12 protein-coding genes are annotated in these 13,034 nt (G+C 31.7%); 2 read left to right on the top strand and 10 right to left on the bottom strand.

Features of this window, described 5'->3' with window-relative positions:
• Positions 1-290: 290 nt before the first annotated feature.
• The gene (locus KGF41_RS15485; RefSeq protein ID WP_227856943.1) at positions 291-881 is read left to right on the top strand and encodes a hypothetical protein; all 591 of its coding nucleotides are present in this window, start codon (positions 291-293) and stop codon (positions 879-881) included.
• Between the two features lie 58 nt (positions 882-939).
• Here KGF41_RS15485 and KGF41_RS15480 read toward each other — a convergent pair whose 3' ends face one another.
• The 4 genes from KGF41_RS15480 to KGF41_RS15465 all read right to left on the bottom strand — a co-directional run bounded on the left by KGF41_RS15480 (position 940) and on the right by KGF41_RS15465 (position 4,237).
• Positions 940-1,605 carry a GIY-YIG nuclease family protein gene (locus KGF41_RS15480; RefSeq protein WP_227856942.1) on the bottom strand — a complete coding sequence of 222 codons (666 nt, stop codon included), beginning with the start codon at positions 1,603-1,605 and terminating at the stop codon, positions 940-942.
• Positions 1,606-1,797: 192 nt separating this feature from the next.
• Entirely contained in the window at positions 1,798-3,153 is a 1,356-nt protein-coding gene (rlmD, locus tag KGF41_RS15475; protein WP_227856941.1) for a 23S rRNA (uracil(1939)-C(5))-methyltransferase RlmD, read from the bottom strand.
• Between the two features lie 32 nt (positions 3,154-3,185).
• Positions 3,186-3,908: a pseudouridine synthase gene (locus tag KGF41_RS15470; protein ID WP_227829330.1), complete on the bottom strand. Its 723-nt coding sequence runs from the start codon at positions 3,906-3,908 to the stop codon at positions 3,186-3,188.
• Positions 3,908-4,237, bottom strand: coding sequence for a DUF1904 domain-containing protein (locus KGF41_RS15465; RefSeq protein ID WP_227829329.1), 330 nt, complete (start codon positions 4,235-4,237; stop codon positions 3,908-3,910). The genes KGF41_RS15470 and KGF41_RS15465 overlap by 1 nt, the downstream gene beginning before the upstream one ends.
• A 207-nt stretch (positions 4,238-4,444) precedes the next feature.
• Here KGF41_RS15465 and fba point away from each other — a divergent pair, with 207 nt between their 5' ends.
• Complete coding sequence (gene fba / locus KGF41_RS15460) at positions 4,445-5,371, top strand: class II fructose-1,6-bisphosphate aldolase (protein WP_227829328.1); 927 nt, start codon at positions 4,445-4,447, stop codon at positions 5,369-5,371.
• Between the two features lie 142 nt (positions 5,372-5,513).
• Here the strand turns inward: fba and KGF41_RS15455 are convergent, their stop codons facing one another.
• The 6 genes from KGF41_RS15455 to hadB form a co-directional block, all read right to left on the bottom strand.
• Positions 5,514-7,145, bottom strand: coding sequence for a sigma-54 interaction domain-containing protein (locus tag KGF41_RS15455; protein WP_227829327.1), 1,632 nt, complete (start codon positions 7,143-7,145; stop codon positions 5,514-5,516).
• A gap of 478 nt (positions 7,146-7,623) precedes the next feature.
• Positions 7,624-8,661, bottom strand: coding sequence for an electron transfer flavoprotein subunit alpha/FixB family protein (locus KGF41_RS15450; protein WP_227829326.1), 1,038 nt, complete (start codon positions 8,659-8,661; stop codon positions 7,624-7,626).
• An 18-nt stretch (positions 8,662-8,679) separates the two neighbouring features.
• Positions 8,680-9,465 (bottom strand): electron transfer flavoprotein subunit beta, encoded by a 786-nt coding sequence (gene etfB / locus KGF41_RS15445; RefSeq protein ID WP_227829325.1) that lies wholly within the window; start codon positions 9,463-9,465, stop codon positions 8,680-8,682.
• Between the two features lie 32 nt (positions 9,466-9,497).
• Positions 9,498-10,631 carry a putative isocaproyl-CoA dehydrogenase AcdB gene (gene acdB, locus KGF41_RS15440; RefSeq protein WP_227829324.1) on the bottom strand — a complete coding sequence of 378 codons (1,134 nt, stop codon included), beginning with the start codon at positions 10,629-10,631 and terminating at the stop codon, positions 9,498-9,500.
• 47 nt (positions 10,632-10,678) lie between these two features.
• Positions 10,679-11,806: a (R)-2-hydroxyisocaproyl-CoA dehydratase subunit beta gene (hadC, locus tag KGF41_RS15435; RefSeq protein ID WP_227829323.1), complete on the bottom strand. Its 1,128-nt coding sequence runs from the start codon at positions 11,804-11,806 to the stop codon at positions 10,679-10,681.
• Positions 11,806-13,032, bottom strand: coding sequence for a (R)-2-hydroxyisocaproyl-CoA dehydratase subunit HadB (gene hadB / locus KGF41_RS15430; RefSeq protein WP_227452795.1), 1,227 nt, complete (start codon positions 13,030-13,032; stop codon positions 11,806-11,808). The genes hadC and hadB overlap by 1 nt, the downstream gene beginning before the upstream one ends.
• Positions 13,033-13,034 lie beyond the last annotated feature (2 nt).

Genomic DNA, 13,034 nt, shown 5'->3' with positions numbered 1-13,034 from the left:
CTATTAATAATTTGTAAATCAATCACCCAGCAGTCATGTACAAGCACTTCTAACCTAGGTGATGAACTCGTCCGGAGGCCGACGTTAAAGGCGCCCTTCATTCAAGCCTAACACTCCCTGATCAAGAGTGGTCCTATTTAGTCTTGATGAAACAACTAAATAATCAAACCAGCCTAATAGGACAGCTGGCCAAGAACCAATAGGAGGAAACTCACTATGGCTATGGCCAACTATTTTCAGGCAAGTTGTCATCTGGTTTCCTCCAGGTCAATCACAGGAGGAAATAAAATATGGCAACAAAAAATGAATTTTACAAAGACTTTAGTAATCGCACTTCTTACAATGATATACCATGCAAAGATGATGAAGTGTTAGTCCCATTTGTAACAACTTATGATGAGGCACGCTATTATCGCTTCAACATGGACAACCTTGAAACATGGAAATTCTATGGAAAAAGGGTGCTTGTAGGATTTACACCAGTAAGATCCTCAGCAAAAGATTCGTCAATGAAACTATTTAATAGCGACGTACACGAGTATTTAAACAGATTCTCAAACATATCTGATGATCTTTCTTTGGACCAAATGATGGATGATATTAATGATCCAGATAAAAACGCTAAGGACCCAACCAGTACAACCGCGACTGAGGACCTAGAACTTTTCTACATGGCGTTGGACATGCTTATTGAATTCTATGACAAATGTCAGCAACCACGCAAATCAAGTTGCATCAGAATGCTAAGTGAGGGTTACAGTAAACAAGAAATAGCGGAACAAGTTACACCAGAACTTAAAAAGTCTCGGGCATATGAATTTATTCAACAAACCCAGAAAGATGGCTTAAAACTCTTTCTCGAAAACTTTCATATAAAATAACATCAAAAAGGCACCATGGTTTACCCTGGTGCCTTTTAACCTATATCATCTTATACTCTTAGAAACAACCATCGTTCTTAGCTTCCATTCTATTTCTACGCTCTGTTAGCTTCTCGCCTTCATATGTAAAGTATGCTGTTCCTTGAACTTGATACTCATATTCTAGCAAATCCTGAGCCAATGCAGAAGTTGATGTTGTAACTCCTTTATATGAAATGTGTCTATCATCAACTACAATTGCTTCTATACTTGGATCATTAACATACTTAATGATTGAGCCAATCGGAATATCATATTTGCTAAATCTAAATGGTCCTCTTTTCGCTTCTTTTGCTACTTCTGCAGCTGTTTCTTCATCAAGAATTTCATGACCTTCAGCTGACATTTTCATCAAACGCTCTTCCGTCCCACTTATCTTAGCTATACATTCGAATAGGCTGTATGCATATTCTGGTTTCATTGCATAAAACTCACGCTTGCGTTCTTTGCCATCAAAATTTTCTATAGATCGTAAATCGGGATTTAATCGATCAATCAAATCATGCAATACTAAATCGGTTAAATTTGAACCTACTTCATATACAGCGTAAGCACGGAATGCAAACGGAATAGTTTCACTTCTATTTAATTGGCTCATTCTTTTTTCTAGATCTTTTGCATACCCGATTTTCACATAATCAGGAAAAGAAGGATTCGTTAAAATATAGATTACTCCTTTACTCATTTGCCTCCCCCCCTTATCTCACTAAACTGTATACTTCTTATCAACTCAACTAACACAATGTATAACCTGTCAACACAACACTAACTATCAAGTTGACAGGTTTGATAAAAATTTTCACTTCTATTTCAAATAATAATATTATATCATATTTAATACAAACGCCATATTTAAAGGATTTTATAGCATTTTTGATTATTTCCTTGTCATCAATACTACAGTCTCGCAATGAGGTGTATTAGGGAACATATCCATACACTTAACCAACTTAATCTCATAACCATAACTCTTAAAATCAACCAAATCAACAACCAAAGACTTAGGATTACAAGAAATATAAACAATCTCCTCCGCACCAAATCCACAAATATCTCTAATAGCATCCTTGTGAATCCCTGGTCTAGGAGGATCAACAATGATTAAATCAGGCTTATCCTTTAAATCCTTAACAACCTTAGCTACATCGCCAGCAATAAACTCACAATTAGTAAGTCCATTTAACTTTGCATTCTCATTAGCCGCAACAACAGCTTCCTCAACTATTTCAATACCATACACCTTCTTAGCTGCACCAGCCATAACCTGTCCAATAGACCCAGTCCCACTATATAAATCAAATACAACCTTATCATTGTAATTTCCAATAAAATCTCTAGCAATACTATAAAGAACCTCAGCTCCTTTAGTATTAGTTTGGAAAAATGAGAATGGAGAAATCTTAAATTTAAGCCCTAAAATCTCCTCTTGTATATAATCTCTTCCATATAAAACTCTCAACTCATCACATTGAACAGCATCTGCCAGACCATCATTAATAGTGTGAAGTACACCTACCAACTCAGCTTTTAAATTAAGTCCTAAAAGCATGTCTTTAAATTCATTCATATTAAAATCTTCCTGAGAAGAAGTAACTATATTAACCATAATCTCATTAGTATGAATCCCTTTTCTAACTACAAGATGTCTTAAATATCCCTTGTGATTCATTGTTCTATAATAAGGAAGATTTTTTTCATTGAAAAATTCCACACTAGATACTAATACTTTTGAGAAGTCTTCATCAACCAACATACATTCTTCAACAGTTTGTATATCTATATGCTTTCCTTTTTTATGAAGTCCTAATGTTAAAGGTCCATTTTTTACTTCATCCCCAAAAGTATACTCCATTTTATTTCTATAGTACTTGTTTTCAGGACTTCCTTCTATTCCTAAAAATTGAAATCCAAATAAGTCTTGCTTTAAAAATAAATCCATAACTTGTTTTTCTTTTATTTCTAATTGCTTTTCATATGGCACTGATAGTAATGTACATCCTCCACATTCTCTAAAGTGCTTACAAGGTATTTCAGTTTCAAGTGGTGAATGTTCAAGCAACTCCATCATCTTAACTTCTGCTTTTTTGCTTCTAACTTTTTTAACAGCAGCTTTTACCTTTTGACCACTTATCCCGCCCTTCATATGAATAACTCTATCTCCAACTTGGCTTAAAGATGTACCTCCAAACTCCATTTTATCTACTTCAAATTCTATAATATCCTTTTTCTTCACAAATTCTCCTCCAATTTACTATAGTGTCTTTATTATCTTTCTTCAATCAATTTTACTTCTTCATCTGTCAACTCTCTATATTCGCCTAACTCTAAACTCTCATCCAACTTTAAATTACCCATAGACAATCTTTTTAAGTATACTACTTTTTTATCTACGCTTTCAAACATTCTTTTAACTTGGTGAAATTTACCTTCATGTATTGTAAGTTCTATCTCTGATTCCTCATCACTCTTTAATATTTTTAACTGAGATGCCATAGTTTTGTACCCATCATCAAGTACTACTCCTTCTGCAAAAGCTTCTACATCTTTTTCAGTCACTATCCCATCAATTTTTGCATAATAAGTCTTAGGCACATGCTTCTTAGGCGATAAAACTCTGTGAGAAAGCTTCCCATCATTAGTTAAAACTAATAATCCTTCTGTGTCTTTGTCTAATCTTCCAACAGGAAATGGTTCAAATGCTAAGTATGATACATCAATCAAATCTAAAACTGTTGGGTCGTATTTATCTGTAGTCGCTGATATATATCCATCTGGTTTATTCATCATTAAATATATATATTCTCTATAGACAACTTCTTCTCCATTGAATAATATTTCATCATTTTCAGTATCTACTTGAGTACCTGGGTTTGAAACTTCACTTCCATTTACTACTACAGACCCTTGCTTACAATATTTCTTTATCTCACTTCTGCTTCCATAACCTAAGTTTGAAAGAATTTTATCTATACGTTGCTTCTTAGCCATTAAAAATGTTCTCCATTCTCATAATATTTTTCTTTTTCAAATAATGTAAATGCTAAATCCATACTTTCAACATCTAAATTATTTCTTATGCTATCAGTTATTATTCTTGCTACTATGTCTTGTACTTCTTGTCCTCTATCAAACCATGCTATCTCAACAAAAGGATATACTTCTACTATTTTACCATCTCTTATTGCAACTGATTTTATACATTCTATCTCAAAGTAATCTCTTGGACATTTTACAGCTTCAACTAAATCATCTATCATTTTTTCACTTATTTTACATATATCATTTTCATGAATTCCTCTTATCTTTATCTGTGGCATATTGACTCTCCTTTATTTTAAACCCTTCTTTATTTTAATTCTTCCTAAATCGTTTCTATTCTTTATTATTCTACCTAATCCTATTATCTTCTATTTAACATTATACTTGTAATTTATAGTTATTACAATTTACTATATACTTTTTTTGATTTAACGTTATAATATAAGTGATGGGTAAATTTTAAAAGTTAATAGGAGGAGTTTAAAATGGCATTAATTACTACAAAAGAAATGTTTAAAAAAGCTTACGAAGGTGGATTTGCTGTAGGTGCATTTAACATAAGTGACTTAGAACAATTACAAGGTGTTTTAAAGGCTGCTAAAGCTAAAAATTCTTATGTTATGATACAAGCTTCTATGTCAGCTGTTAAATATGCTGGACCTCATACTTTAGTTGAGATGGTTAAAGCTGCTTCTGATGAAATAGGTGTAGATGTAGCTCTTCACTTAGATCATGGTCCAAATATGGATGCTATTAAAACTTGTATTGATGCTGGTTTCTCTTCAGTTATGATAGATGGATCTCATTTTGACTTTGAAGAAAATGTTAAAATAACTAAAGAAGCTGTTGAATATGCACACTCTAAAGGTGTTGTTGTTGAAGCAGAACTTGGTGTTTTAGCTGGAACAGAAGATGATGTTACTTCTGATGTTCATAAATATACTCAACCTGCTGAAGCAGTTGAATTTGTTGAAAGAACAGGAGTTGATTCATTAGCAATAGCTATAGGAACTTCTCATGGTGCTTTCAAATTCAAAGGAGAAGCTAAATTAAGATTCGACATACTAGAAGAAATCCAAAGTAAATTACCAGGTTTCCCAATAGTTCTTCATGGTGCATCTGCTGTTGACCAAAACGCTGTTGCTACATGTAATGAATTTGGTGGAAATATAGCTGGAGCTAAAGGTGTACCTGTAGACATGTTAAGAAAAGCATCTTCTATGGCTGTTTGTAAAATAAACATGGATACTGACTTAAGACTAGCTATGACTGCTGCTGTTAGAAAATTCTTAGCTGAAAATCCAAAAGAATTTGACCCAAGAAAATACATTGGTGCTGGTAGAGATGCTATACAAGCTGTAGTTGAAAGTAAAATAGATGATGTTTTAGGTTCTACTAACTCTATAAACTAATATAACTTTTAAATATTTATAAAAGAAAAGAGATGACTTAGAATAATTAAAATTATTTTTAAGCCATCTCTTTTAAGTTGTATATAGGTTATGTATTTAAAATTATATTATATTTATTCAAATTACTCTATTAACTTATTTATTAAACTCGAATATATCCACTTTTTATCTTTCTATGTATTGTAGAAGGATATATTCCTATCACTTCGGCTGCCTTTGTTATTGACCCATATTTATTTATAGCTTTACTTATCATTATTTGGTCTACCATTTTATATGCATCATTCAGATTCATAATTCCATTTACCACTATTGGTGATAAATCATCTGATTCGTTATCAATCATATCCAGATTTATAAGCATATTAAATTCATCTTCTCCAATTACGTTTTTGGCTGATAATACTACAAATCTTTCAATAATATTTTTTAACTCTCTTATATTTCCTGGCCAAGAGTATTCTTCCAATAACTCAATAACCTTAGGTGAAACTTCTACTTCTCTATTGTACTTATCATTATAAAGTTTTAAGAAATACTCAACCAATGGAACTATATCTTCTTTTCTTTCTCTAAGTGGTGGTATCTTTACTGGAATAACACTCAATCTATAGTACAAATCTTGTCTAAATTTGAGGTTGTTTCTAAGGTCCTCATGAGAAATATTAGTGGCACTTATATATCTAACATCTATCTTTATAGGTTTACTTCCACCAATTCTAGTAATTGTATTTTCTTGTATGACTCTAAGTAATTTTTTTTGCATTTGCATTGGCAGTTCGCCTATTTCATCCAAGAATATAGTTCCACCATTTGCTTCTTCAAAAAGTCCTTTTTTACCTTTTTTCTTAGCTCCAGTAAAAGAACCTTCTTCATATCCAAAAAACTCTGATTCTAATAATTCATTTGGTATAGCCCCACAGTTTATAGCTATAAAAGGCTTTTCCCTTCTTGAACTATACTTATATATTGTCCTAGCTATAATTTCTTTTCCTACACCTGATTCTCCATTTATAAATATAGAAGAATCTGATGCTGCAGCTCTCTTGACAACTTTTTTTATATTGTCCATAGTCTTACTTTTGCTTATATACTCTGTATCTTCTGATACATCACTATATCTTATCTGAGATTCAAGTTTAATAACCCTTGATATATCTCTTCCTGTAAGTACTCCTCCTGTAAGTTTTCCTTTTGAGTCCCATCTTGGAACAGCTGTATAAGCGATAAGTTTTCCATCAGGATAAACAATATTTCTATAAATCTTTTTCTTTACCTTAAGCATATTTAATATTATTGGTTCTTCAACTAATCCCTGTCTGACAAGATCTGTTATATTTCTACCAAGTACTTCAGTTCTTTTAAAAGGTAAAATCTCATCACTGACAGTATTCATCTTTTCAATTACTCCATCTTTGTTAAATACAACGACAACTTCATCTATATGTTCTATTATATCCTCAACTACTTTGTCAGATATTACAGACTTCTCAAATAAATAAACTATGTTATTTTCATTATCATTATCTTTCATATTATAAATATGTGCAGTCATTCTTAATTCTCTAAAAGCTATTTTCTTTTTATTATTCACCAGTATATCTTTTTTGTCAAAATTTGAATCTAATTCATTTATATTTTTAGGTCTTTTTATATCGAGAAAACTAAAAATATTATCTATTAGATGATTACAGTATATTATTTCGCCTGACTCTTTACATAAAATAGCTGGATTTTCTACATATTCTATAAGCCCTATCAAATTATTATCCATTAATATTCGCACCTTTCATTAAGTAATTTATTGAACTACATACAAAATTTATTGTTTGCTTACAATAAATACTATTAGCACATACAACCAACTCCTTATTTGTCTTTTTTTTAATATCTTCCTTCATTAAAATACAACTTACAGATAATTTTAATGGTCATAGTTTGTTAAAAATTTCATTTTGCTTTTAATTGTATTTTATCACATATTCAGTAATTATTTGTCTATTTAATACAATTTAATTAAAATTAATACTTATTTTTGAAAATAAAGATAATCCTTATAGAATACGACTCACATTTTGTAAGTAATATACATATAAGGATTATCTAGATATCTTGTATTATAAAATTTTATTCAAACAGACTTTTTAATAACTGACAAATACGATTTAGCAATAACCATATTATGTAATAATATTTATGTTACTAACTAATAAGGCTTATTTCATCAGTAGTATTTAGGTACTTGTTACCTATTAAGCTTTTATAGCTTCTAATAAATCATCAACGCTATCTAATTTATCTATAAGCATTGGAACTATTTCATGTAAGTCTCCAACTACTCCATAATCAGCAATTTCTAATATTGGAGCTGCTGGGTTTTTGTTTATAGCAATTATGAAATCTGATGATTGCATACCTGCTAAATGTTGTATTGCTCCTGATATACCACAAGCTATGTATAGGTTTGGTTTAACAGTAGTTCCTGTTTGACCTACTTGGTGAGAATGGTCTATCCATCCAGCATCTACAGCAGCACGAGAAGAACCAACTACTCCACCTAATTTGTCAGCTAATTGTTTAAGCATTTCAAATCCTTCAGGTCCACCTAATCCTAGACCACCTGATACTATAACATTTGCATCTGTAAGAGATACTAAATCTTTTTTACTCTTAACTGTTTCTAAAACAGTAGTTCTTATATCATCTTGAGTTATTTTGTAATCTAATGCTATAACTTTACCAGTTCTTGTTTCGTCTTTTTCAGCTTTATCCATAACACCAGGTCTAACTGTAGACATTTGAGGTCTATGGTTTGGACAAATGATTGTAGCCATTATGTTTCCACCAAATGCTGGACGAGTTTGTTTTATTTTCTTATCTTCTGGGTCTATTTCTAATTTAGTACAGTCTGCTGTTAATCCAGTTCCTACTCTTGAAGCTATTCTAGGTGCTAAGTCTCTACCTATATGAGTTGCTCCGAAAAGCATTATTTCTGGTTTTATTTCATCTATTGCATCTTTTATTACTTTTGTATATGCATCAGTTGTATATTTTTCTAAAAGAGCATCATCTGCAACATAAACTTTATCAGCTCCATAAGAAATCAATTCTTTAGCTAATCCATCAACATCTTTTCCTAATAATACTGCACAAAGTTCTGCATCTACTTCTTTAGCTAATTTTCTTCCTTCTCCTAATAATTCGATAACTACTGGAGTTATTTTTCCATCTCTTTGCTCTGCAAATATCCATACGTTTTTATAAGAACTTAAATCTTTTATATCATTCATAGTTTGTACTCCTCCAACTTATATAATGTGCTTTTGTTTTAGACCTATTATTATTTTGTTAGCTATTTCGTCAGCTTTACCTTCTAAGATTTCTCCTTTTCCTCTTGGTTCAGGAGTAAATGATCTAAATACTTTAGTTGGTGATGCTTTTAAGCCAACTTCTTCTTTATTTACGTCTAAATCATCAATTGTCCAAACTTTTACATCATGTTTATATGCTTTAACTATTTTATCAACAGACATATATCTAGGTGCATTTAATTCTTTTACTGCTGTTAAAAGTACAGGCGTACTTACTTTAATTAATTCATATCCATCTTCTAATTGTCTTTGAACTATTATGTCTTTTCCTTCTATTTTGAAGTCTTGTACATATGTAACTTGAGGAATGTCTAGTTTTTCTGCAATTTGTGGTCCAACTTGTGCAGTATCTCCATCTATTGCTTGTCTTCCTGCAAATATTATATCATAATCGCCTATTTTAGATATTCCTGCTGCGATAGTATTTGATGTAGCCCAAGTATCAGCTCCTCCAAATGCTCTATCACTTAATAATATTGCATCATCAGCCCCCATAGCTAAACACTCTCTTAGCATAAAATCTGCTTGAGGAGGTCCCATTGTTATAACTGTTATAGTTACATCATCATGCTCATCTTTAATTTTTAATGCTTCTTCTAATGCATTTGCATCATCTGGGTTTAATATACTAGGAACCCCATCTCTTATAAGAGTACCTGTTTCTTTATTTATTCTTACTTCGTTAGTATCTGGAACTTGTTTTACGCAAACTAATATTTTCAAAGTCTATACCTCCAATTTCATTAGATTATTTATTATTTTAATACGTTTGATGAAATTACCATTTTTTGAACTTCTGATGTTCCTTCGTATATTGATACGATTCTAGCATCTCTGTAAATTCTTTCTATTTCATAATCTTTTATGAATCCATATCCACCGTGAAGTTGTAATGCTTTATAAGCAACTTCATTTGCAACTTCTGCTGCATAGTATTTAGCCATCGCAGATTCTTGAGCAACTCTCATTCCTGCATCTCTCTTTTGTGCTGCGTCATAAACTAATCCTCTAGCTGCACAAACTTTTGTTTCCATATCAGCTATAGTAAATTGAGTATTTTGGAATTTAGCTATAGGCTTACCAAATTGAACTCTTTGTTTTGTATATTTAACAGCTTCATCTAAAGCACCTTGAGCAATTCCTAAAGCTAAGGCAGCAACACCTATTCTACCTACTTCTAAAGTACCCATTGCTATTTTAAATCCATTACCTTCTTTTCCTATAAGGTTTTCTTTTGGAACTTTAACATTTTCAAATATTAAGTCAGAAGTTTCAGTTCCTCTTATACCCATCTTATCTTCATGAGCTCCTGTTGAGAAACCATCCCATTTGCTTTCTACTATAAATGCTGATGTCCCTCTAAGACCTTTAGATCTATCTGTAACTGCTATTACTATAGCTATATCGCAGAATGGTCCATTAGTTATGAAAGTTTTTCTACCATTTAATATGTAGTGGTCTCCTACTAATTCTGCTGTTGTTTGTTGTCCACCAGCATCAGAACCAGCTCCTGGCTCAGTTAAACCAAATGCTCCTATTAACTCACCTGTTGCTAAACCTCTTAAGTATTTTTGTTTTTGCTCTTCAGTACCATTGTAAAGTATTGGTAATGTAGCAAGAGAAGAACCAGCTGTTACAAAAGTAGCTGTTGAAGCACATCTTCTAGCTATTTCTTCCATTATGATAGCGTAAGAAACATAACCTGCTCCCCCTCCACCATATTCTTCTGGGATATTACTGCTTATAAATTTTGTCTCAGCTAATTTTTTGATTAATTCCTTAGGCATTACACCTGTTTTATCCATTTCTGCTGGTAAAGTATCTAATTCTTTACTAACAAAATCTCTTACTGCTTTTCTTAAAAGTTCTTGCTCTTTGTTATATAACATAGCTTCCTCCAATTTTCATATTTTATAGTAAATTTATTTTAATGAACTTAAGCTAAACTCATCATCTCAGCAAATGTTTGAATACGAGTTCTTGCTTGTTCATTATTCTGAGTTTGTTGGTCAATTTCAACATATAAAGTAGGTATTCCACTATCTTCTATATCTTTCTTAACTAAAGGATAATCGTATTCTTCTGGGTCACAGAATTTCATCATACAGAAGATAACACCATCTACATCTTTCTTTTTAACTTCATCTACTATAAGTGACCCACGTTTTTTCTTAGGGTCATAAGCTAATGAACAACCTTCTATGTTTGACCATTGTCTTGCTAATCTTTCTAATGCATCATCACCTGCAGGTACATCTGTTCTGAATTGTCTTGTTTCTTGAGCTAAATCATCTGCTACTACTGCTATATTATTGTCTTCTAAAATATCTAATATATCTTTAGAATCTGCTAATATACCTGTCAATAAAACTTTCTTTCCAGAACAGACTTCTTCTGGCATTGCGTTTAATTTTGCTATTAAATCTTTTACTAATTTAGTGTGTTCTTCTTTTCTCATAAAGAATCCACTTTTAATTACTAAGCTTCTTATTGATGGTTTTATAGTATTAGAATGTTTATAAGCTACTTCAACAAAGTCTCTCATAGTTTTTCTATGTTCATTGTAAATTTCTATACTGTCATGAATTTTTGCTTCTTCTATTTCATAACCACATATTTCTTCAAGTTCTCTTTTTACACCTTTGTACTCACTGATTAGGTATTTTACACCAGCTTCAAGTTTTCTGTTTTGTGGGTGTACTAATGATATATATTTTATGTGAGGTACTGCTGATTTCCAGTTTTGTCCTAAACAAATTAATGTGTCACACATACCTGGTATGATAACTCCAGATAATTCATCATATGCACCTTTTAATCCATATTCTAGACATGATTGCATTATTGAACATGCAAATGCAGGGAAATATTGTTTAGCTAAATCTAATTCTGTTTGTCCACCCCATATACCAACTGGAAGCATTCCAGCTGCATGTATAATTTCTTCTGGGCAATAAACTGGGAAACAACCTATAGCTTTTTTACCAGTTGCATTTTTATATTCTTTTACAGCCTTATTTGGATTTTCAACTACTTCTTTCATTTTAGATAAAATAGCTTCCATTATATCTCACCTCTATTAAGTTTTTTTCTTTCTTCCATTACTTCAACTAACCCTTGAATTCTTGTTTCAAATTGAGCATTAGTAAAGGCTCTAGGGTCTGCTTGGTCACCATCAAATCCAGCATATGGTAATCCAGTTTCTTCAGCTGCTCTTCTTTGCATTTCATATTGTATTAAACTCATAAGTTTACAGCTTCTGTTCATATGATAGAATGCTCCATCACATTTACCCTCTACTAAAGAATCAACTCTATATTTTGTCATACGGTCTAAGTTTACATTGTTAAACATAGTACTGTATGCTACTGCCATTCCATCTAAATCATTAACTTCATATTGTAATGCCCAAGCATGTGGGTAAACACTACCTGTCATATTAACTCCAAATTTAGCTAATGTTTTCATTTTATATCCAATATATGGCCAGCAAGGTATACCTTCCATCATTATTCTGTATTTTTCTTCTCCTCTGAAAGAAGATTTTCCAGTTTTCATGTTGTCTTCTAACTCTTCTATAAGTAATTTAAATGCTTCTGTAGTTTCTTTTTTACCTCTAGCACAAACTATTACAGCCATGTAAGTAAATAAATCAAATCCATTCATTGGTGAAGGAGAAGAATCTGCTGGTAAACTCATAGAATATTTCCATAGTCTTCCGTTTTCAGCTGATATTTTCATTACTTCTTCAAATTTCTTAGGGTCAAATTTCTTTCCTGATATAACTTCTAATTGTTTTATAGCTTCTTCAAATTGAGCTTTTATATAGTCTATTCTTGATTGAGTTACTTCATCTTCATTATTGAAAGTTGTATCAATCATTATTAAAGGTATATCCAATTCTCTTGAAATATTTTCATACCATTTTATAACTTGATTACATATATTATTACAGCAAAGTAGGAAATCTGGAGCTGGCATATCTAAAGCTTCGCATCCACCATTTTCTAAAAGACCAAAGTTTGTTCTTGCATATGCACATAGGTCGATAGAATATCCTTTAGATTCAGCCATTTCACATAATTCTAAAGAACCTTTTTTAGCCGCTACCCCAGCTGCTTGATTTTCTGGATATAATACATTTAAGTCAAATACTTCTGCTAACTCTTGAGGAAATACTGATGTTGACCAACCTACAGGTCTTCCTTCTTCTTTAGCTTTAAATGCATTTGCATATTGTTCAGCTAATAAATCGTTTATTACTACTCTAGCTTCTTTTTTTTCAGACATTG

Origin of the sequence: Clostridioides sp. ZZV14-6150, from assembly GCF_020657875.1 — a bacterium.
GTDB lineage: Bacteria > Bacillota > Clostridia > Peptostreptococcales > Peptostreptococcaceae > Clostridioides.
This window is presented reverse-complemented; position numbering and strand designations above follow the sequence as displayed.

Bases quoted from the DNA above. Each gene is read 5' to 3' on its own strand.
- KGF41_RS15485 (WP_227856943.1), top strand. From the start codon at position 291: ATGGCAACAAAAAATGAATTTTACAAAGACTTTAGTAATCGCACTTCT.
- KGF41_RS15480 (WP_227856942.1), bottom strand. From the start codon at position 1,605: ATGAGTAAAGGAGTAATCTATATTTTAACGAATCCTTCTTTTCCTGAT.
- KGF41_RS15470 (WP_227829330.1), bottom strand. From the start codon at position 3,908: ATGGCTAAGAAGCAACGTATAGATAAAATTCTTTCAAACTTAGGTTAT.
- KGF41_RS15465 (WP_227829329.1), bottom strand. From the start codon at position 4,237: ATGCCACAGATAAAGATAAGAGGAATTCATGAAAATGATATATGTAAA.
- fba (WP_227829328.1), top strand. From the start codon at position 4,445: ATGGCATTAATTACTACAAAAGAAATGTTTAAAAAAGCTTACGAAGGT.
- KGF41_RS15455 (WP_227829327.1), bottom strand. From the start codon at position 7,145: ATGGATAATAATTTGATAGGGCTTATAGAATATGTAGAAAATCCAGCT.
- KGF41_RS15450 (WP_227829326.1), bottom strand. From the start codon at position 8,661: ATGAATGATATAAAAGATTTAAGTTCTTATAAAAACGTATGGATATTT.
- acdB (WP_227829324.1), bottom strand. From the start codon at position 10,631: ATGTTATATAACAAAGAGCAAGAACTTTTAAGAAAAGCAGTAAGAGAT.
- hadC (WP_227829323.1), bottom strand. From the start codon at position 11,806: ATGGAAGCTATTTTATCTAAAATGAAAGAAGTAGTTGAAAATCCAAAT.
- hadB (WP_227452795.1), bottom strand. From the start codon at position 13,032: ATGTCTGAAAAAAAAGAAGCTAGAGTAGTAATAAACGATTTATTAGCT.